The 19,985-nt window shown below is 70.7% G+C and carries 17 protein-coding genes; 15 read left to right on the forward strand and 2 right to left on the reverse strand.

The features are described from left to right. The first annotated feature begins 35 nt into the window (after positions 1-35). The 5 genes from K4B79_RS19980 (at position 36) to tgmC (ending at position 4,767) form a co-directional block, all read left to right on the forward strand. Positions 36-1,223: a helix-turn-helix domain-containing protein gene (locus K4B79_RS19980; RefSeq protein ID WP_232028152.1), complete on the forward strand. Its 1,188-nt coding sequence runs from the start codon at positions 36-38 to the stop codon at positions 1,221-1,223. A gap of 497 nt (positions 1,224-1,720) precedes the next feature. After that, a complete protein-coding gene (locus K4B79_RS19985; protein ID WP_232028153.1) occupies positions 1,721-2,230 on the forward strand; it encodes a DUF6415 family natural product biosynthesis protein in 510 nt (169 codons plus the stop codon). 196 nt (positions 2,231-2,426) lie between these two features. Beyond that, positions 2,427-2,684, forward strand: coding sequence for a putative ATP-grasp-modified RiPP (gene tgmA / locus K4B79_RS19990; protein ID WP_232028154.1), 258 nt, complete (start codon positions 2,427-2,429; stop codon positions 2,682-2,684). A gap of 402 nt (positions 2,685-3,086) precedes the next feature. Then, positions 3,087-3,656, forward strand: coding sequence for a hypothetical protein (locus K4B79_RS48305; RefSeq protein ID WP_306500187.1), 570 nt, complete (start codon positions 3,087-3,089; stop codon positions 3,654-3,656). Further along, positions 3,649-4,767 (forward strand): ATP-grasp peptide maturase system methyltransferase, encoded by a 1,119-nt coding sequence (gene tgmC / locus K4B79_RS20000; protein WP_232028155.1) that lies wholly within the window; start codon positions 3,649-3,651, stop codon positions 4,765-4,767. Before K4B79_RS48305 ends, tgmC begins: the two co-directional genes overlap by 8 nt. 351 nt (positions 4,768-5,118) lie before the next feature. On the opposite strand, the gene K4B79_RS20005 is transcribed toward tgmC, so the two are convergent. Together K4B79_RS20005 and K4B79_RS48640 are read right to left on the reverse strand one after the other, a co-directional pair. Further along, on the reverse strand, positions 5,119-5,340 hold the full coding sequence (locus tag K4B79_RS20005; RefSeq protein ID WP_232028156.1) for a CarD family transcriptional regulator: 222 nt from the start codon (positions 5,338-5,340) through the stop codon (positions 5,119-5,121). Positions 5,341-5,553: 213 nt separating this feature from the next. After that, a complete protein-coding gene (locus K4B79_RS48640) occupies positions 5,554-6,297 on the reverse strand; it encodes a helix-turn-helix domain-containing protein (protein ID WP_374208494.1) in 744 nt (247 codons plus the stop codon). 236 nt (positions 6,298-6,533) lie between these two features. Here K4B79_RS48640 and K4B79_RS20020 point away from each other — a divergent pair, with 236 nt between their 5' ends. From K4B79_RS20020 to K4B79_RS20065, 10 genes are all read left to right on the forward strand, one after another. Then, positions 6,534-7,205, forward strand: coding sequence for a DUF4097 family beta strand repeat-containing protein (locus tag K4B79_RS20020; RefSeq protein WP_232028157.1), 672 nt, complete (start codon positions 6,534-6,536; stop codon positions 7,203-7,205). Between the two features lie 34 nt (positions 7,206-7,239). Continuing rightward, complete coding sequence (locus K4B79_RS20025) at positions 7,240-8,256, forward strand: ATP-binding cassette domain-containing protein (RefSeq protein ID WP_232028158.1); 1,017 nt, start codon at positions 7,240-7,242, stop codon at positions 8,254-8,256. Beyond that, positions 8,253-9,038 carry an ABC transporter permease gene (locus tag K4B79_RS20030; protein WP_232028159.1) on the forward strand — a complete coding sequence of 262 codons (786 nt, stop codon included), beginning with the start codon at positions 8,253-8,255 and terminating at the stop codon, positions 9,036-9,038. Before K4B79_RS20025 ends, K4B79_RS20030 begins: the two co-directional genes overlap by 4 nt. Positions 9,039-9,612: 574 nt before the next feature. After that, positions 9,613-10,251 carry an HAD family acid phosphatase gene (locus K4B79_RS20035; RefSeq protein WP_232028160.1) on the forward strand — a complete coding sequence of 213 codons (639 nt, stop codon included), beginning with the start codon at positions 9,613-9,615 and terminating at the stop codon, positions 10,249-10,251. A 593-nt stretch (positions 10,252-10,844) separates the two neighbouring features. Further along, a complete protein-coding gene (locus tag K4B79_RS20040) occupies positions 10,845-11,591 on the forward strand; it encodes a helix-turn-helix transcriptional regulator (RefSeq protein ID WP_232028161.1) in 747 nt (248 codons plus the stop codon). A gap of 151 nt (positions 11,592-11,742) precedes the next feature. Next, the gene (locus K4B79_RS20045; protein ID WP_232028162.1) at positions 11,743-12,696 is read left to right on the forward strand and encodes an ATP-binding cassette domain-containing protein; all 954 of its coding nucleotides are present in this window, start codon (positions 11,743-11,745) and stop codon (positions 12,694-12,696) included. Between the two features lie 216 nt (positions 12,697-12,912). Continuing rightward, positions 12,913-13,986, forward strand: a complete 1,074-nt coding sequence (locus tag K4B79_RS20050) for a cysteine synthase family protein (protein ID WP_232028163.1) — start codon at positions 12,913-12,915, stop codon at positions 13,984-13,986. Continuing rightward, positions 13,983-15,455: an argininosuccinate lyase gene (gene argH / locus K4B79_RS20055; protein ID WP_232028164.1), complete on the forward strand. Its 1,473-nt coding sequence runs from the start codon at positions 13,983-13,985 to the stop codon at positions 15,453-15,455. The genes K4B79_RS20050 and argH overlap by 4 nt, the downstream gene beginning before the upstream one ends. After that, positions 15,452-16,729, forward strand: coding sequence for an ATP-grasp domain-containing protein (locus K4B79_RS20060; RefSeq protein WP_232028165.1), 1,278 nt, complete (start codon positions 15,452-15,454; stop codon positions 16,727-16,729). Before argH ends, K4B79_RS20060 begins: the two co-directional genes overlap by 4 nt. Then, entirely contained in the window at positions 16,726-19,983 is a 3,258-nt protein-coding gene (locus tag K4B79_RS20065; protein WP_232028166.1) for a non-ribosomal peptide synthetase, read from the forward strand. Before K4B79_RS20060 ends, K4B79_RS20065 begins: the two co-directional genes overlap by 4 nt. The last annotated feature ends 2 nt before the right edge of the window (positions 19,984-19,985 follow it).

Below are 19,985 nucleotides of genomic sequence, written 5' to 3' on the forward strand. Positions count from 1 at the left end.
AGGGTTCATCGTGGATGCCCTGAACTGGAGCCCACATGTCCGCTCTCACCCACGGCGGCTTAGGCAGGCGTATCGCCTACTACCGCAGTGTCGTACGCCCGAAGATGACACAACGGCAGTTGGCCGAGGCCGCCTGTGTCTCGCTCGGCACCATCCGCAAGATCGAACGTGGTGAGCGTGGTGTCACCGATGCCACCCTTGAGGCCATCGCGGGCGCTCTCGGTGTCGATCCCGGTCGGCTCCGAACCGACCGGGGCTCCTCCCACACCGCCGTTCAGGACGCGCTGCCCGCGTTGTCCGCCGCGATCGCGGCCTACGACGTTCCCGACGAGGGGCCGATCCAGCCCCTCTCGGATCTCCGCACGGCCGTAGAGGAAGTCGTGCGCTGGCGACTGGCAGCCCAGTACACGCGCATTGCGCGTAGGGTTCCAGACCTGCTCGTCGAGTTGGCTCGCGCTTACCATCAGTGCCCCGCACATGAACGGCCGGAGCTGGCCCAACTCCTTGTCAGTGCCTACCGATCAGCGGATGCAGTCGCCTACAAGTACGGTGCTTTCGACCTGTCCGCGCGTTTGGTCGAGCTCATGCGATGGGCCGTCCCCGAGGCTGGCGATCCGCTGCTCACTTCCTCTGTCGCCTACGTGAGGACAGAAACGTTCTTCGCCGCGCGCTCCCACGTGTCTGGACTGCGTGCCCTGGAGCAGGCCCTCGACACCGGTCCCTCTCCCGACACTCCGCTCAACGCGGCGATGAGGGGAGCGCTCCACATGCGGGCAGCGGTAATCGCCGGACGAGCATGTGATGTCTCGGCCGCTCGGACTCACCTGGCAGAGGCGCGTACTCTCGCCGATCAAGCGCCCGAAGGCGTCTACTACGGGACAGCCTTCGGGCCCGATTCCGTCCGCATCCACGAGGTGTCGGTTGCGGTGAGTCTCGGAGACGACCATGTGGGCCATGCCCTCGGCATCGCTCGTGAGTGGAAGCCCCCAGGGGATCTGCCGGCCGAGCGGCGCAGTGGCTTCTACATCGAACTCGCTCGTGCCCAGCTCTGGTCCGGGCGCGCGGACCACGCGTTCGAGTCGCTGAAGGTCGCTCGCCGGATCGCACCGCAGCACACTCGCGAGCACCCTTGGGTTCGAGAGGACGCCGCGACGCTGCGTAGGTTGAAGCGCGCCGACTCCGAGAGCCTCACGAATTTCGCCGAGTGGTGTGCGGCCACCTGAGCGAACAACGCCGAGTACCCCTTGCCGGGGTACTTGTGGCCCTTGCTCGCCCTCACCATCTCTCCCACGTGCAGGAATGAGGAGATGGGAGAGAGATGCCGGGCATACTCCCGCTTGGTCCGACGGTCATCAACGTCAGTGTGAGCATCGCTCGGCTGCATGGCGAGGCCTGCTTCGACTGCGGGGCCGTCAGCAAGCCTCTGCGGATAACAGGCGACGTCAACCTCCGGGGCAGTGACCGTGTTTGGAGGATCGCCACATGTGGGTGCCGAGCAGCGGTAGCTGCGACCTGCATGTCGATGACAGCAACGGACACCAATGGACCAGAACCGACCCTGCCGACCGCTGACGGCGGTCCCGGGGCACGGCCAACGCCCGAAGCAGAGAGAAAGAGTGGAGATCATGCAAGTCGCAGCTCCCACAGAATCCGGGACCAGCATGCCGACGGGAGTGCATCGACCGCACCGCGAAGCATGGTCCCCAAGGACCGAGCCAAGGTGAGCGTCCTCCACGGCCAGGAGCCGCTGCCGGACACGCCGAGCGAGACGCCGACCCTCCGTACCGTCTCGATGCGCGCCTCGGCGACCTGGTTCCTCGATCAGCGGACGTTGCCGCGTCACGAGACCGCGAATCGGTTCGCCCAGGACTTCGGCAGGTTCCTCAATCTGCTGATCCCGCACATCGAATGGCTCGCGGGTGGCCGACCCGAGGACGACGTACCCGCGAAGGTGGCCCTGGCCGGGGTTGGGGAGGCGCGTCGGCGTCTCGCTGAAGCCGAGAGTGCGGGGCTGCACGGCGAGGTCGAGCGGGTCAAGCGGCTGGCCCGGTCCGTCGTTGGATTGTGCGACCACTTCGACGCGCTCGCCGGCGTCACGATGTGCCTGGCCTGCGACAAGCGGATCGAGGACGGCGAGGTACTGATGCCGTACGCCTCGGTCAGTCCTTGGAGAGGCGCAGGGTCGGGTCGTATCCACGCCCGGTGCGCGGACGCTGTGCGCCGCTGCTGAATCGGCGTCCCGAGCCCCGGTGAGAAGGGGCCCCATGGCGACCGCAGGGTCAGGGTCGCACTCCGAGCGCTTTTCTCCTCGCGCTTCCCAAAAACGTGCGGCGGGACGGCTCCCCCGAGGTTCCCAGCTCGATCGGGCCCGGAGTACGCCGCTCAGCCGCGAACCAGCCATCTCTGGCCAAGGTCAAGGAGCCACCATGCAGAAAACGACCCCCTCTCCGACCCCCTGGGGCATCCGCCGCATGACCCCCCTACGCAACGCCGAGCCATCGCCCTGGCAGTACGCCGGACTTGACCCGGATACCCAGACCGGCCGTTGGATCGGCGACGACGGGCGGATGACCCCGGCGGAACTGGGCAAGCACGGGACGTCCGTCAATACCTACCCGGCCACGCAGGTCAGCAAGGACGGGCAGATGGATGGCGACTCCGGTCACGATGCCACCCAGGACTAGAAGGGACCTGCTCATGGACGGACGCCCGGTGCTTGTCTCGACGCAGGACGAGGACGCGACCGCGGATCTGGTCATCGCGGAACTGAACCGGCGCCGGGTGCCCGTCCTGCGCCTCGATCCTGGGCGGGATTTTCCCGACTCCGCGGTTCTGGCGGCCCGGTTGTGCCCGGACGGGTGGGGCGGCACGCTCACGGTCGCGGAGCGCACGGCCGATCTGAACGCCGTACGCGCGATCTACCACCGGCGCCCCAACGCGTACACCCGAAGGACCACACGCAGGAAGCGCGTTTCGCCGCACAGGAGAATCGACGTGGTCTGGGTGGGGTTCTCGGGGCATTGCCCTGCTGTCTTTATCTCAGCCATCCGCAGGCCGTCGCACGCGCCGAATACAAGCCCGCGCAGTTGGCTACCGCGCAGCGCGTCGGCCTTGCCGTCCCCGCCACCCTGATCACCAACGATCCGCAAGAGGCCAAGGCCTTCGCGGCCGAACAGCCCACGCTCTACAAGCCGTTGCACGCCGGCCCGTACGACGTGGACGGCGAACCGGCAGGCATCTGGGCCGCCCCGGTCGGGCCGGGGGAGATCGACGGGTCGGTGGGCCGGTGTGCCCATCTCCTCCAGGCCCTCGTGCCCAAGGCGCACGACGTGCGCGTCGTGGTCGTCGGTGAGCGCGTCTTCTGCGCCCGCACCACCGCGCCCACGGGTGTGGTGGACTGGCGGGCCGAGTACCGGAATCTGCGCTACGAGGCGGTGGAGTGCCCGGATGCACATCGCGGGCCGCTCCTGGCCTTCCTGGCGGACTTCGGGCTTCACTTCGGTGCCTTCGACTTCGCTGTGGCCGCCGATGGGACCTGGTGGTTCCTTGAGTGCAACCCCAATGGTCAGTGGGCTTGGCTGGAAGCGGCGGTCGGTCTTCCCATCACCGGGGCGATCGCCGATCTACTGGAGAACGGAGAGTCCTCGCGTGGCTGACACCACCTCCACCGAGCACCTGCGCGCCGACCTCGTCCGGCGGCTCATCAAGGGTGGAGTCCTCCGTACCGCCGTATGGGAAGAGGCTGTGGGGGCGGTGCCTCGGGAGGCGTTCCTGTCGCGGGGCTGGTTCGAGTACGACGGTGACGGCTGGTATCGGCCCGCTTCACCCGGGGACGGGCGGCTGTCGCGGATCTACGAGGACGACAGTCTGGTGACCCAGATCGCCGGGGCCGTGTTTCCCGAGCAGGTCGACGGACGTATCTCCGGCGTCCCGTCCTCGTCCTCGACGTTGCCGAGCCTCGTCGTACGGATGCTGGAGGAGCTGAAGGTCGAGGACGGAAACCGGGTCCTGGAGATCGGTACGGGCACGGGCTACTCGACGGCCCTCCTCGCGCACGTCGTCGGCGACGACAACGTGACGACGGTGGACGTCGATCCGGAGGTGTCAACCCGTGCGGGAGTCGCGCTGGCCGGGTTGGGCTGTCGTCCCTCGCTGGTGGTCGGGGACGGTTTGGACGGGCATCCTGCCGACGCGCCCTACGACCGTGTGATCGCCACCTGTGGTGTGCGCACCATCCCGTCGGCCTGGATCGGGCAGACCCGTCCGGGCGGCACGATCCTCGCCACGGTGGGTGGTTGGATGAACGCCTCCGAACTGGTCTGTCTCACCGTGCACGGCGACGGCACGGCCGGCGGCCCGGTCCTCGGCGGACAGGTCTCCTTCATGCTTGCCCGTCCCCACACCTCACCGTCGCCCGTCCTCCTGCCCGACTTCAAAATGGCAGAAGCGGAGCCCACGGCACTGGGCGCCGACGTGTTGGAGGACTGGCCGGTCCGGTTCGTCGCGCAGTTCGCCGTACCGGACGCCCAGTGGCTCGTCCTCACCCGCAGGGACGGGACCGATCACGTCCTCATCGACAGGGAGACCCGGGCGTGGGCCTGTGTCTCCGAGGAGGGTGGGCATTGGATGGTCCGGCAGGGAGGGCGCGAACGTCTGTGGGACAGGGGCAGGGGGCAGATCACCGGATGGCGGGACGCCGGTGAACCGACCGGTGAAGGGCTGATCCTTCGTGCCACCGCCGAGAAGCAGTCGCTGTCGTGGGACTGAAGCCGACAGTGTCCACGGCAAGTGTGTCGGGTTTCCGTTGAGAGGCAGGCGCGAGCTGTGCTGCGCGTACCCCGTGTCATCTCACCGCATCGACAGCGGCGTGCCGCCTAACCCCCCGACACCGCCCGCAGGTCAAGGTCGGAACCCTCCGTGTCCTCGAACAGGTAGGACTCGTCGTCGCCGAAGTCCGGGGCCTGGAAGGGGTTGGTCGTGGGGGGTGGCAGTTCCGCGCTGGAAGAACGGGTGTGTCCTTCCGGCGCGGAGAACAGCGATGTCGAGTCGATGGGAGGGTCTGCCTTTCGTTACAGGTCGCTGGAGGCGCCGGTGTGCCGTGAGCGGGCACGGCGGTGCTTACAGCTTGGTCATCTTGGTGTACGGGCTCAGGATCCGCATACGCGAGGAACCGAAGTCCACGAGCGCGGCGATTCCGTCCTCGATGCCGATGACCCGGCCGAGGCCGTACATGTCGTGGGTGACCTGGTCGCCCACCGCGAAGTGCTTCGGGGGCGGTGCGACCGGGGCCTTGAAGGGGCTGGTGGGCAGATGGCGCTTCGGAGCAGCGGGCTTAGTCATTGCCTCCAGTATGCGGCCACAACCATCCCGTTCGCTGCGCCCGTCCACAACCGTTGCCCTGTCGGGATCTGGACGGTCACGGCCACTCGGCGGGCCGCGCCGGGCCTCGTGGCGTTGACCAGGGGTTTCGGGGCCGGTTGGGGCGGGCAGTGGTGAAGCTGCGCCGGAGGGGGACAGCACGCCTGACCTGGGCCTCGGCAGGCCGAGCGGCCCTCAGCGATCCGGGGTCGGCTCGGCCGGGGGCGTCCCGGGCTTCGTGTAGAGGACGTCACGGGCCTGTTCCGCGGCCCGCATGATGCTCTCGCCGACGAAGTCCATGAAGCGGGCGATGTTCTCCAGGCGGACGGCTGCCGGGGTGCCGGTGCCGAGGACGCCGATGCCCTGCCGGGCGGTGTCGGCGAGCTGGGTGTTGGAACGGGCGGCGGCGACCATCGAGTCGTACCAGACACCGTCGTTGACGAGGTAGCGCTCGCGGCGGCCCTCGCCGCGCTCCCGGGCGACGAGGCCCTGGGCTTCGAGGAACGCGATCGCCTTGGAGATGGACGCCGGGCTGACCTGGAGATGCCGGACGAGTTCGGCCGCGGTGAGACTGCCCGCGTCGGTCGTCAGCAGGCAGGTCAGCACCTGGGACATCATCTTGGGCAGGCCCTGCTGCATGAGCAGGGTGGTGAACGCCTCCTCGTACTCGCGTACGGCCTCCGCGTCGCGTCCGTGGGGCTGCGGGGGTGCTTCCGCCCCCCGGGGCGCGACCTGCCTGCGCCGGTGGCTACGGCGTTCGGTGGCGCGGTGGGCCAGGTCGGCGCGGTAGGCGGTGGGGCCGCCGTTGCGCATGACCTCGCGCGTGATCGTCGAGGTCGGGCGGTCGAGGCGTCTGGCGATCTCCGCGTAGGCGAGGCCGTCGGCCAGGCCCAGCGCGATCTGCCGGCGTTCCTGCTGGGTGAGTCTGCCTCCCGGCACCGTGATCTCCCTCCGTGCTTCCTTGCTGCCTCCGCAGCATAGCTTTCAGTTCTAGTTCATTGCAACGAGGCGGCTGACTGGTGTTGCGTTAGGTTCACATCCATTGCAATGAAATGCATGCATCTACCTGCTTGAACGTAAGTAGAGTGCAATGAAAGCGTTGAAGGATCTGTGAATGCAACGTAGCTTTTCCAATGTCAGAAACGACGACGAGCAGATGAGCACAGGAGAGAACCATGCAGACCTTCCAGACCCCCGCCCCGATCGCCACCGTCCTCGACATCCCCGCCGGGAGCATCCGGTTCATCGCCGCCGACCGGGCCGACACCACCGTCGAGGTCCGGCCGGCGAACCCCGCCAAGAGCCGTGACGTGAAGGCCGCGGAGGGGATCGAGATCGCCTTCGGCGACGGTGTCCTGCGGATCGCGGCCCCGGCGGCGAAGAACCAGTACTTCGGTCCGTCCGGCTCCGTCGAGGTCACCGTGCAGCTGCCGGCCGGCTCCGGTGTCGAGGCGACGTCGGCCGCCGCCGGGTTCCGGGCCGTCGGGCGCCTCGGTGACGTCGTCTTCGAGGGCGCCTCCGGTCCCGTGAAGATCGACGAGGCCGCGAGCGTCCGGCTCACCGCCGCCGACGGCGACGTCACGGTCGGACGCCTGACCGGACCCGCCGAGATCAGCACGCAGAGGGGTGACATCCGGATCGCCGAGGCGGTCGGCGGCGCGGTCGTGCTGACCACCCAGATGGGCGACATCTCCATCGACGCCGCCCCCGACGCCTCCGCCTCCCTGGACGCCAGCACCTCGTACGGCCGGATCCACAACGCGCTGAAGAACACCGAGGGCGCCGCCGCCGGTCTGGCCATCCGGGCCACCACCTCCCACGGTGACATCACCGCCCGCAGCCTCTGACCCCGTACGCCGACTCTCCACAGGAGCGACCACCATGACCACCTGGGCCATCGCGGCGAACGGGCTGCGCAAGTCCTACGGCGACAAGACCGTCCTCGACGGCATCGACCTGCACGTCCCGGAAGGCACGGTCTTCTCCCTGCTCGGCCCGAACGGGGCCGGCAAGACCACCGCCGTGAAGATCCTGTCCACGCTCATCACCGCCGACGGGGGACAGGCCCGGGTCGCCGGCCACGACCTGGCCGCCGACGCGCAGGCGGTGCGCGCCGCGATCGGTGTCACCGGGCAGTTCTCCGCCGTGGACGGGCTGATCACCGGCGAGGAGAACATGCTGCTCATGGCCGACCTGCACCATCTGTCCCGGCGGGACGGGCGGCGCGTGGCGGCCGAGCTGCTGGAGCGCTTCGACCTGACCGAGGCCGCGAGGAAGCCCGCCTCGACCTACTCCGGCGGTATGAAGCGGCGGCTGGACATCGCCATGACGCTGGTGGGTGATCCGCGGATCATCTTCCTCGACGAGCCGACCACCGGTCTGGACCCGCGTTCCCGGCACACCATGTGGGGCATCATCCGGGAGCTGGTCACCGGCGGGGTCTCGGTCTTCCTCACCACGCAGTATCTGGAGGAGGCCGACGAACTCGCCGACCGGATCGCCGTGCTGAACGACGGGAAGATCGCCGCCGAGGGCACGGCCGAGGAGCTCAAGCGGCTGATCCCGGGCGGGCATGTGCGGTTGCGGTTCACCGACCCGGCCGCCTACCGGGCCGCCGCCTCCGCCCTGGCGGCGGCCTCCCGGGACGACGAGGCCCTCGCCCTGCAGATCCCCAGCGACGGCAGCCAGCGCGAACTGCGCGCCCTCCTGGACTGGCTGGACGCCGCCGGCGTCGAGGCGGACGAGCTGACCGTGCACACCCCCGACCTCGACGACGTCTTCTTCGCCCTGACCGGCCACACCGACCACGCCCCCGGCCAGACCCTCAGCGACACCGACCACACCCCCGGCCACACCCCCGGCCAGACCCCCGACCAGCCCAAGGAGACCATCCGATGAGCTCCCTCGCCCTCGCGGCCCGCGACTCCGCCACAATGCTGCGCCGCAACCTCCTGCACGCCCGGCGCTACCCCTCCCTCACCCTGAACCTGCTGCTCACACCGATCATGCTGTTGCTGCTCTTCGTCTACGTCTTCGGCGGCACCATGAGCGCGGGCATCGGCGGCGGGAGCCGCTCCGACTATGTGGCCTATCTCGTCCCGGGTCTGCTGCTGATGACGATCGGCTCGACCACGATCGGGACGGCGGTGTCCGTCTCCAACGACATGACCGAGGGCATCATCGCCCGCTTCCGCACGATGGCGATCCACCGCGGGTCGGTGCTCATCGGGCACGTGATCGGCAGCGTGCTCCAGTCGATCGTCAGCGTGGTCCTCGTCGGTGCCGTCGGTGTGGCCATCGGCTTCCGCTCCACCGACGCCACCGTCCTGGAGTGGCTGGCGGCGTTCGGACTGCTCGCGCTGTTCGCCCTGGCGCTCACCTGGATCGCCGTCGGGATGGGCCTGGTCAGTCCCAACGCCGAGGCAGCCAGCAACAACGCGATGCCGCTGATCTTCCTGCCGCTCATCTCCAGCGCCTTCGTGCCGATCGACGCGATGCCGGGCTGGTTCCAGCCGATCGCCGAGTACCAGCCCTTCACCCCGGCCATCGAGACCCTGCGCGGGCTGCTCCTCGGCACCGAGATCGGCCACAACGGCTGGCTCGCCCTCGCCTGGTGCCTCGGCCTCGCGGTCCTCGGCTACTTCTGGTCGACCTCCGAGTTCAACGCCGACCCGAAGTAACCGCCGTGACAGCGCGGGCCGTCCCCGCAACGCGTCCCATCCCAGGGCGGCGTACACCGACATCCCGTCGGAGTGCGCCGCCCTGTTCGATCCCCGGGTTCGCGACGACCCCACCACGACGATCCCACCGCGCCTGCTTCCCAGCCCGCCGTTCCGACGGCAAACCGGCCCACGGCCAGTGCAGGCCGACGCCGGGAAGCGCGAAGGCGAGTCGGCACGTGGGCGCTGGCCGTGAGGAGGGGAAGCGGGAGCCGCGTCGACGATTCTCCCCCCGGCGGGCCGGAGTTGCCGGCGTGCTGGTCCTGGGCGTCCAGCGGTCCCGGGCCGCGTCGTCGTCGCGCATCACCCCGGACGCCCGCACCGTGCGCCGCGGAACGCTCCGCCCTTTGGCAGCTTCCTGCCAGTGATTCGGCCTGTGTGGCGGAAAGTTGCAGCGATTCACGAGTGCGGACGCCTCGGCAAACGCTTGCCGCACCGGTTGCGGTCATGTTCAACACCAGGCACGCCCCGGCCTCTTAGGTTCGGCTGGGCGGTGACCGACCGGTCGCCGCGCATCGGACACGAGGGAGGACGAATGGCCAGGATCGCGTCGAGGGGCAGAGCCGTGGCGACCGTCGCGGCGACGCTCGTTCTGGGAGCGGCGGGGGCGACGCAGGCGCACGCGGCGCCGACGGCGGGTCAGGACCGGTCGGCGGTCGTGCGGACCCAGGCCGCCGCGGCGGAGGTGGACTACGACACCTGGCAGAGCGATGTGCGCAAGGTGATCGACGAGGCCCGCCCCTACGTGCAGAAGCGGCTCGACAACAGCGCCGGGCAGAAGCCGGCGATCGTGCTCGACATCGACAACACCTCGCTGGAGACGCACTTCCAGGTGTTCCCGCCGACCCCGGCGGTCAAGCCGACCCTCGAACTGGCCCAGTACGCCCACAGCAGGGGCGCGGCCATATTCTTCGTCACCGCGCGGCCCGACCTGATCGGCTTCGTCACCCGGTCGAACCTCGAGTCGGTGGGGTATCCGGTGACCGGTCTGTACCAGCGCGGTCTCGGTGATCTCTTCGGTGACAAGGCCGAGTTCAAGACGGCGAAGCGCGCCGAGATCGAGGGCCGGGGATACACGATCATCGCCAACATCGGGAACAACACGTCGGATCTCGTGGGAGGCCACGCGGAGCGGACCTTCAAGCTGCCCGACTACGACGGGGCCCTCGACTGACCGAACCCGCACCCGCACCCGCCTCGCCCCCGCCCCCGAAGGTGGGGTGACGGGCGTGACGCCTCCGGTCGGCCCCTGCGCGGGGCGGGCCGGAGGCGCTCGCATGCAAATGAGCAGGTGGGCTCATAAGGGGGCGTCTCGTCCTCACAATGAGGTTTTCCGTAATTGTTTCAGACAGGGGTATTTGACGTTACGAACCTGTCCTGGGTACGGTCGGGACAACGGGAATGGCACAGGCGGTTGATGGCAGGCTCCTCGAGCGGATGTCCAGTTTGTCACCTGTGTCTATTTAGCGGGGGTGAAGGTCTAGATGCGGAACGTCTGCCGCATTGCAAGTGTGGCTCGTCGTGTGCCTGTCTGTGGGCCCTGTCCGGCGCCTCGCTAGGTTTTTCTCTGGCTGTTCGCACGAGTTTCACCCCGTGCCGGGGGCCTTTGGTGTGCAAGGGCGCCCGGGCAGGTTGACGGGGACTCCTATTGGTCAAGCTTCAGGGGGAGCTGTGCCCAGTACGTCAGTCAATTCCGAGATAGCCCAGGATTCCGGGATCAGGGTCGGCCGTTCTGAAACGAGGCCGTCCAGCGACGAAATCGAAGGCATGCTGCTGCAGGCCCGGAAACTCGTCGAAATCGCGGTCGACCGCCACCGGAACGTGGAGCGGCTGGTGGCCTCGCTGGAGCCGGACGAGAATTCGGTGGGGATCGCCGCGGAGGAGATGATCGGCTCGGCCCGTCATCATCTGGCCGTGGTGCTCTCCGGGGAGGGCGAGGACGAGACCCATCAGCTCGTCGACCAGCTGGGCCGGGCCAGTGCCCGCGGAGTGAACGTCAAGCTGCTCGGCCGGGTCGGCCTGCTGCGGGACCGCCGCTTCCTGGAGCACCTGGACAAGTACGCGCCCGGCGTGGACACCCGCCTGGTCAGGGCCCCGCTCCAGGAGATGGTCCTCGCCGACAGCGTTGTCGGCGCGGTGTGGATCCGCAACGGCGTCGCCGTGCGGGAGGCGGTGGTCGTCCGGGCCCCGGCCGTCCTGCGCAATCTGCGCACCCTGTTCACCGTCTCCTGGTCCAGCAGCGCGGCGCTCGCCGACCACCGGCGGCTGAGCGAACGCTCGCGCAGCGCGCTCGGCCGGCGCATCCTCCAGGCCCTCAGTTCGGGGCGCACCGACGAGGCCGCCGCCCGCGAACTCGGGGTGTCGGTCCGCACGTACAGACGCAACGTCGCCGAAATCACGCGTGAACTGGGGGCCAACTCCAGATTCCAGGCCGGTGCCCGTGCCGTCGAGCTCGGACTTCTGTCCCCCTCCGCCGAGCTGATGCCTTCCGGCACCGGCCAGTTGGCGGGGTAAGAACTTGTCAGCCTGAGCTTTGACCATGCGGAAAGCCTCAGGTCCCTGGCAGCTTGCTGTAGTTCTCCTTGTGGTGCGGACAGTGCGGAATGCAGGATCTTCCTGCCTCCACAAAAGGCTTCTCAGCCGCTATCTGCGAGGAACGGCATCGATGAGTGACGTGATGATCGAAGCGAGGGAGCTGGGCAGAACGTTCGGTGCCACCCGGGCGCTCGACGACATCAGCTTCCGCATGGAAAAAGGGCGCGTGCTCTGTCTGCTCGGTCATAACGGAGCGGGTAAAAGCACACTGGTGAGCATTCTCGCCACCGTGCTGCCACCCACGAAAGGCAGTGCGCGGGTCGCGGGATTCGACGTGGTGCGCGAGGCGCGTGACGTACGCCGCCGCATCGGCCTGACGGGCCAGTTCGCGGCGGTGGACGAGAGCCTCACCGGCCGCGCCAACCTGCTGCTCGTGGCCCGTCTGCTCGGCGCCGGCAAGAAGGAGGCGGCGGCACGTGCCGAGCAGTTGCTGGAGATGTTCGCGCTGACCGACGCGGCCGACCGGGCGGCGGGCACCTACTCGGGAGGGATGCGCCGACGGCTCGACCTCGCCAGCAGTTTCGTGGGCCGGCCCCAGGTGCTGTTCCTGGACGAGCCCACCACGGGGCTCGACCCGGTCAGCCGCGGCGCCCTGTGGGACCTGGTCCGTGAGGTGGTGGGCGCCGGTACCACCCTGCTGCTGACCACCCAGTACCTGGAGGAGGCCGACCAGTTGGCCGACCGGGTCATGGTGCTCTCCCGGGGCACGTGCATCGCGGACGGCTCGGTCGCACAGCTCAAGGAACAACTGGGCGGCAGCACCGTCCAGGCCACGCTCGCCGACCCCCGCGCCACCACGGCCGCCCTCAACGCCCTCAGGGCGGCGGGACTCGACCCCTGTCCGGGCGGATCCGCGGGCACGGTCACCGCCGCCGTCGAGGGGTCCATCGGACTGGCCGCGGCGGTCCGGGCCTTCGACGCCGCGGGAGTGGAGATCACCGGCATCTCGCTGTCCGAACCGACGCTGGACGACGTCTATCTGGCACTCGCCGCCCCGCGGACCGGCGTTCCGGTCCCGTCCTGAGGCCGCCCCGGCCCCGGACACCCCGCCGCACCCATGAACCTGTGGATCATCAGCCGGCTGACCGACGCCGGCCCGGCCCCCGCCGTCACCGCGCGCGAGCCCCGGGCACACACCCCGTGGCGGACGCGGACCCGGCGGTGGATCCGGGGGCGTCGCCCGCGCCGCGCCCCCACCCCGCACCACCATCGACGGTCCTGAACCTCCAGGGAGCCCTTCATGACGGCGATCACGCCGACGTACCACTCGATCACCGAGGCGACGATGATGCCGCGTCTCGTCCGCCTCGGCCCCAACCTGTACGGCGCGGTCTTCTCCCTCATGAAGCTGCTGCCCGCGCGCTACATCCTGCGGCGCGCCCACAGCCGCGGCGAACTGGACGCCGGGACGGTGGTCGTCGAGACCACGTCGGGCACCTTCGGCCTGGCGCTGGCGATGCAGTCGGCCCTCATGGAACGGGAGCTGATCCTGGTCAGCGACCCGGCGATCGACGCCAACCTGTACCGAAGACTGACCGATCTCGGCGCCAGGGTGGAGATCTGCCAGGAGCCGGCACCGGTCGGCGGCTACCAGGAGGCCCGGCTGCGCAGACTCGCCGAGATCCGCGCCGAACTCCCCTCGACCTTCTGCCCCGAGCAGTACAGCAACCCCGACAACCCGCGCTCCTACGGGGTGGTCGCCGAGCAGATCGCCCGCTCGCTCGGCACGGTGGACTGCCTGGTCGGGCCCGTCGGCTCGGGCGGCTCGATGTGCGGCACCACCCGCGGGCTGCGCGAGGCGACCCCGCACACCCGGGCCATCGGTGTCGACAGCCACCGCAGCGTCCTGTTCGGGCAGCCCGACGGCCCCCGGGCCCTGCGCGGACTCGGCAACAGCCTGTGGCCGGCGAACCTCGACCACTCCACCTTCGACGAGGTGCACTGGTGCTCGGCACCCGAGGCGTACGCCTACACCCGGCAACTGCACGCCACCCACGCCCTCTTCCAGGGACCCACCAGCGGTGCCGCCTACCTGGTCGCCCAGTGGTGGGCGGCGCGCAACCCGGACGGGCTGTGTGTCGTGATGCTGCCCGACGAGGGCTACCGCTACATGGCGACGGTCTACGACGACGCCTGGCTCGCCGAGAACGGCCACACCCTGCCCAGCCCGCCCGCCGAGCCGCTCCTGATCGACTCACCGGCCGACGCCGGTGACGCCTGGACCCGGATGGCCTGGGGACGGCGTACCTACGAGGACGTGCACGGCACCGTGCCCCGCTCCGGCGGGCCCGTCCCGGATCCGGTGCTGTCATGACCGGCACGGGCCGGCTCACCCGCACCCTCGGCGCCCGAACCGCCAAGGTCGTCTACGGCGAACCCGGCCCCGACGACATCCGCCGGGAGCTGGGCCACACCTCGACCATCGACCTCGCGCACGTGGTGATGCTCACCGAGTGCGGGCTGCTGCCCCGGCCCGCGGCCGCCGCCCTGCTGCGGACCATCACGTCCCTGCGCGCCGACGGCTTCGCGGAGTTGTACGACCGTCCGGCGCCGCGCGGCCTGTACCTGATGTACGAGAGCCATCTGATCGAGCGGCTCGGCACGGACGTCGGCGGCAAACTGCACACCGGCCGCTCCCGCAACGACATCAAGGCGACCATCACCGCGATACGGCTGCGCGAGGACCTGACGGACCTGCTCGGCGAACTGCTGCGGCTCCAGGCCGTACTGCTCTCCCGGGCCCGCGCCCACCAGGACGTGGTCATGCCCGTCTACACCCACTTCCAGCCCGCGATGCCCGTCACCTACGGCTACTACCTCGCCGGGATCGCGACGGCGCTGGACCGGGACATCGTCGCCCTCGGGCAGGTGGCCGACGAACAGCGCCGCTGCCCCCTCGGCGCGGGAGCCGTCTCCGGCACGGACCTGCCCATCGACCCGTCCCGCACGGCCGGCCTGCTCGGCTTCGACGGGCCGCCGCTGCACGCCGTCGACGCGGTGGCCAGCCGGGACACCCTGCTGCGGGCCCTCGCGGCGGCGGCCGGGGCGGGCCTCACGCTGAGCCGGCTCGCCACCGATCTCCAGCTGTGGAGCACCCAGGAGTTCGGCTTCGTGGAGTTCCCCGAGCGGCTGGTGGGCGGCAGTTCGGCCATGCCGCAGAAGCGCAACGCGTTCCTGCTGGAGCATGTGAAGGCCAAGTCGGCCGCCGCCGTGGGCGCGTGGACCGCCTCGGCCGCCGCCATGAAGTCGACACCGTTCACCAACTCCATCGAGGTCGGCACCGAGGCGGTCGGCGGCGCCTGGTCGGCGCTGGCCACCGTGCGGGACTGTGTGCTGCTGGCCCAGGTCCTGGTCAGTGGCGCCCGCCCGGACGGCGGGCGGATGGAACGGCGGGCCCGGGAGGGCTTCGTGACGGCGACCGTGATCGCCAACCGGCTGGTGCGGCAGGGCGTTCCGTTCCGTACCGCGCACCACGTGGTGGGCGCCGCCGTACGCGAGGCGGTGGAGGCCGGTGAGTCCGAGCTGACGAAGGTCGCGCTGCCGGACGGCCTGCGGGCCGACGTGAGCGCGGAGATACCGCCGCTGCCGGAGCTCGTCGCCGCGCACGACCGGGGTGGTGGCCCCGGGGTCTGCGAGGACGTCGTCCACGAGCTGCGGCAGCGGCTCGCCGGTCACGGTGAACGGCTCGGCGGGCGCCGGGCCCGGACGGCGCGGGCGCACAGGGACCTCGACGCGGCGGTCGCCGCGCTGACGGGCGGTCCGGACCTGGGAGACAAGCGATGAACAGCGGTACGGCGAGGCAGTGGTTCGCCTTCCTGGAGAGCAACACGACCGGTACGGGACGGGAGTTCTGCGCGGCCGCCCGGGCCCGCGGGCTGCGGCCGGTGCTGCTGACCCGGGACCCGGACCGGTACCCCTACGTCGTCGAGGACGCCGTCGACACCCGGGTGCTGGACACCTCCGACCTGACGGCCGTGGTGGAGGCGTGCGCCGGTCTGGCCGGGGGTGCCGGCCTGGCCGGGATCACCTCCAGCTCCGAGTACTTCGTGGCGGACGCCGCCCGGGCCGCCGCCCGGCTCGCGCTGCCCGCTCCCGACGGTGACGCGATCGCCCAGTGCCGGGCCAAGGACCTCCAGCGCGCGGCGCTCGCCGCCCACGGGGTGCCCGTCCCGGCCTGGACGGCGGTCTCCGAGGTGGCCGAGGCGGTGCGGGCGGCCGAGGCCATCGGCCATCCGGTGGTGCTCAAGCCGGTCAGCGGTTCCGGCTCGAACGGCGTACGGCTGTGCGCCGACCGGGCGGAGACCGAGGACTGGGCCCGACGGCTCCTGGACCGGGCGACGGACGAGCGGGGCAACCCGGTGCCCTCCCACATCCTGGTGGAGGCGGCCGTGGACGGACCGGAGTTCTCGGTCGAGACCTTCGACGGCGATGTCGTCACCGTCGTCGGCAAACACACCGGCCCCGAGCCGCACTTCGTGGAGACGGGCCACGACATTCCCGCTCCCGTGGACCCCGGGACCGTCGCCGAACTCGCCGACACGGCCCTGCGGGCCCTGAAGGCCCTGGGGCTGGGCTGGGGTGCCGCCCACACCGAGATCCGCCGGTCGGCCGAGGGCCCGGTGGTCATCGAGGTCAACCCGAGGCTGGCCGGCGGCATGATCCCGGTCGCCGTGCGGGCCGCGACCGGGACGGACCTGGTGGACGCCGTCATCGCCCGCGCCGCGGGCCAGGACCCGACACCGCCGGAAGGCCGCGCCCCGCGGGCCGCCGGGCACGCCGCCGTGCGTTTCGTGATGGCCGCGGCCGAGGGACGGGTCACGGCCGTCGGCGGCGTCCAGGACGCGGCGGCGGCCCCGGGGGTCGTGGCGGCCACGACCGGCACGGCCGTCGGCCGGCGGGTGCGGATCACGCACTCCTTCCAGGACCGACTGGGCTGTGTGGTCGCCACGGGCGCGGACACCGCGCAGGCGGGCTCCCGCGCGGAGTCCGCCGCACGACTGATCAGGATCGAGCTGGACGAACCGGTGACGCCGGAAGAAGGGAACGGGGGCCGATGAGCGAGCAGCAGCGCGCGCAGCACACGTACACCAGAATTCCCAGATGGACCATGCCGCTGAGCGAGGAGCGGGGCGTGGCGGAGCACCGCGAGGAGCTGCCCGCGTCGCTCACGCACGCGCTGGAGGACCGCGCCGGCGGCCCGGGGCCCGCACTGGCCGCCCTGTTGCTCGCCGCGCACGCCCGGGTCCTGGCGACCCTGGTGTCGGAGCCCGACCTGCTCATCGGCGTGGTCCCGGGCGCCGGGCGGGACGAGGTGCCGCTGCGCCTGACGGTCGCGGACTCCGCGTGGGCGGAACTGGCCGTCCGGGCCGGTCGGGCACTGGCCGCCCCGCACCGCACGGAGGCCCGGCCCGAGGTGGTGTTCGACCTGTCGGCCGTCGCGGCACCCGCCGCCGACGCGCCGGACGCGGACGCCCGGACCGGCGGCCTCGACGAGGGAGTCGTCCTGCGGGTGGCCGTCGCCCGGGACACCGCCGGGCTGTCGCTGCGCCTGGTGTACGACCGCGCGCACATCGACGCGGAGTACGTCGCCCGCCTGGCCGGCTACCACCTGCGCGCCCTGCACCTGCTCGCGACGGATCCCGGCGCGCCCCACCACCGGCAGAGCCTGCTGTCCGACGAGGAGGTGGACACCCAGCTCCACGGCCTCGCCGGCCCCCGCGCCGAACTGTCCGAGCGGACCTTCGTGGACCACTTCGAGGAGCGGGTGCGCGAGGTGCCGGACGCGGTGGCCGCCGTCCACGGAACCGTCCGCCGCACTTACCGGGAACTCGACCGGGAGGCCAACAGGATCGCCAACGCGCTGCTCGCGGCGGGGGTCCGCGCCGAGGACGTCGTCGCGGTGGTCATGGACCGCACCCTCGACTGGATCGCCGCGGCGCTCGGCGTGTTCAAGGCGGGCGGCGTCTATCTGCCGGTGCGTCCCGACTTCCCCGCCGACCGGGTCGCCGCCCAACTGCGGCGCAGCGACTGCGTGTTCGTGCTCACCGAGCCGGACAGCGCGGAGCTGGTGGCCCGGGCGGGCGAGCTCGCCGGGCGCGGGCCGCGCGTCCTGGCCGTACCGGAGATCCTGGCCTCCGACGTCTCCGCCGAGGCCCCCGGCCGCCCGGTCGCCCCCGGACAGGCCGCCTACATCTACTTCACCTCCGGCTCCACCGGCGCTCCCAAGGGCGCCCTGTGCGAGCACGTCGGCATGCTCAACCACCTCCAGATGAAGATCGACGACATGGAGATGACCCACGGCACCGCGGAGGTCGTCACCCAGACCGCCTCGCAGTGCTTCGACATCTCCCTGTGGCAGTTCGCGGCTCCGCTGCTGGTCGGCGGCAGCGTCCGGATCGTCGACACCGACGTCCTGCTCGACGTCGCCGGTTTCGTGGACGAGATCGTCACGGGCCGGGTGACCGTCACCCAGATCGTGCCCAGCTACCTGGAGGTGCTCCTCACCCACCTGGAACAGCACCCCCGGCCGCTCGGGGCGCTGCGCACGGTGTCGGTCACCGGGGAGGCCCTCAAGTACGAACTGGTGCAGCGGTGGTTCGCCCTGTACCCGGACATCAAGCTGGTCAACGCCTACGGCGCCACCGAGGTGTCCGACGACACCATGCACGAGGTCCTTGACCGGGTGCCGGACCGCGACTTCGTGACCGTCGGCCGCTCCCTGCGCAACGTCAACACCTATGTGCTGGACGAGAACCTCGCCCTGGTGCCGCTCGGCTCGCCCGGTGAGATCGCGTTCTCCGGCGTCTGCGTGGGCCGGGGCTACATCAACGACGAGGAGCGCACCCGGGAGGCCTTCGTCCCCGACCCCTTCCGGCCCGACACCCGGATGTACCGCACCGGGGACTTCGGGCGCTGGCTGCCCGAGGGCCGTATCGAGTACCTGGGGCGCCGGGACGAGCAGGTGAAGATCCGGGGCTTCAGGATCGAGATCGGCGAGATCGAGAACAAGCTGCTGGGCATGCGGGGCATCCGCGAGGCCGCGGTCGTCATCGACGGCGCGGGCGACGGCCCGCGCAACCTCGTCGCGTTCTTCAGCGGTGGGGACGGCGGTACCGGGCCGGCCACCGAGCGGGCCCGGGACTTCCTCGCCGGGCTGCTGCCCGAGTACATGGTCCCCACCTACTTCCACCAGCTGGAGCGGCTGCCGCTCACCGAGAACGGCAAGATCGACAAGAAGGCCCTGGTCCGGCTCGCCGGCACCCTGGGGCACGGCGGCGCCGCGTACGCGGCCCCCAGCACGCCCGCCGAACAGCGGCTGGCCATGCTCTGGGCCCAGGTGCTCGGCGTGCCGCTGGAGCGCATCGGCCGGGACGACAACTTCTTCGACCTCGGCGGCACCTCGCTGGCCGCGGTGCGCCTGCTGGTCCAGCTGGACCGGGCGCTGTCCCTGAAGGACCTGGTGGCCCACCCCGTGCTCGCCGCTCTCGCGGGCGTCCTCACCGAGCGCGGCCGGGGCGGTGAACGGGCGGCGACGGACAGCCTGTTGCAGCCGCTGGCGTCCGCCCGGCAGCCGCACCGGACCCTGGTGTGCTTCCCCTACGCGGGCGGGAACGCGGTCAACTTCCGTTCCCTCGCCGCGGAGTTGGAGCGCGACGGCATCGCCGTCCTCGGCGTCGAGCTGCCGGGTCACGACTTCGCCGGCGGCGAGGAACCGATGGCGGACATCCCCGAGATCGCCCGGCGGGTACGGGACGAGATCGCCGAACGGGTCACCACACCCGTCCTGCTGTGGGGCCACTGCGCCGGCGCGGCCGCCGCCCTGGAGACCGCCCGGCTGCTCCAGGAGGCGGGCCGCCCCGTCGAGCGCGTCTTCGTGGGCGCGCTGCTGCTGGAGGACACCGAGACACTGCGCGCGGAGATGGCGGACGTCTCCGAGGCGGACAACCGGACCCTGCTCTCCCGGCTCCGCGCCGACCACGCCTACGTCGAACTCGACGAGCTGAAGCCGGAGCGGGCGGACGTGGTGGGGCGGGCCTACCGGCACGACGTCCTCACCGCCGACAGCCATCTCCTCCGCATCCGTCAGGACGCGGAGAGCCACCGCATCGACGCCCCGGTCGAGGTCGTCGTCGCCCAGGACGACCCCTCCACGGCACGCTTCGCCGAGGGCCACGGAGACTGGAAGGCGGTCTCCGACCGGGTGACCCTCCACGAACTGGGCCAGGGCGGTCACTACTTCGTCAGCACCCGGCCCGCGGACACCGCCGCGCTGGTGCGGGCCGGCTGCCCCAGACCCGAGCACCGGAACTAGGA

Source organism: Streptomyces lincolnensis (assembly GCF_021173675.1).
In the GTDB taxonomy this organism is placed as follows: domain Bacteria; phylum Actinomycetota; class Actinomycetes; order Streptomycetales; family Streptomycetaceae; genus Streptomyces; species Streptomyces lincolnensis_B.

What these genes read in the sequence shown, in the direction of transcription:
- K4B79_RS19980 (WP_232028152.1), top strand. Translation starts at nt 36, where the DNA reads ATGTCCGCTCTCACCCACGGCGGCTTAGGCAGGCGTATCGCCTACTAC.
- tgmA (WP_232028154.1), top strand. Translation starts at nt 2,427, where the DNA reads ATGCAGAAAACGACCCCCTCTCCGACCCCCTGGGGCATCCGCCGCATG.
- K4B79_RS20005 (WP_232028156.1), bottom strand. Translation starts at nt 5,340, where the DNA reads ATGACTAAGCCCGCTGCTCCGAAGCGCCATCTGCCCACCAGCCCCTTC.
- K4B79_RS20020 (WP_232028157.1), top strand. Translation starts at nt 6,534, where the DNA reads ATGCAGACCTTCCAGACCCCCGCCCCGATCGCCACCGTCCTCGACATC.
- K4B79_RS20025 (WP_232028158.1), top strand. Translation starts at nt 7,240, where the DNA reads ATGACCACCTGGGCCATCGCGGCGAACGGGCTGCGCAAGTCCTACGGC.
- K4B79_RS20030 (WP_232028159.1), top strand. Translation starts at nt 8,253, where the DNA reads ATGAGCTCCCTCGCCCTCGCGGCCCGCGACTCCGCCACAATGCTGCGC.
- K4B79_RS20035 (WP_232028160.1), top strand. Translation starts at nt 9,613, where the DNA reads ATGGCCAGGATCGCGTCGAGGGGCAGAGCCGTGGCGACCGTCGCGGCG.
- K4B79_RS20040 (WP_232028161.1), top strand. Translation starts at nt 10,845, where the DNA reads ATGCTGCTGCAGGCCCGGAAACTCGTCGAAATCGCGGTCGACCGCCAC.
- K4B79_RS20045 (WP_232028162.1), top strand. Translation starts at nt 11,743, where the DNA reads ATGAGTGACGTGATGATCGAAGCGAGGGAGCTGGGCAGAACGTTCGGT.
- K4B79_RS20050 (WP_232028163.1), top strand. Translation starts at nt 12,913, where the DNA reads ATGACGGCGATCACGCCGACGTACCACTCGATCACCGAGGCGACGATG.
- argH (WP_232028164.1), top strand. Translation starts at nt 13,983, where the DNA reads ATGACCGGCACGGGCCGGCTCACCCGCACCCTCGGCGCCCGAACCGCC.
- K4B79_RS20060 (WP_232028165.1), top strand. Translation starts at nt 15,452, where the DNA reads ATGAACAGCGGTACGGCGAGGCAGTGGTTCGCCTTCCTGGAGAGCAAC.
- K4B79_RS20065 (WP_232028166.1), top strand. Translation starts at nt 16,726, where the DNA reads ATGAGCGAGCAGCAGCGCGCGCAGCACACGTACACCAGAATTCCCAGA.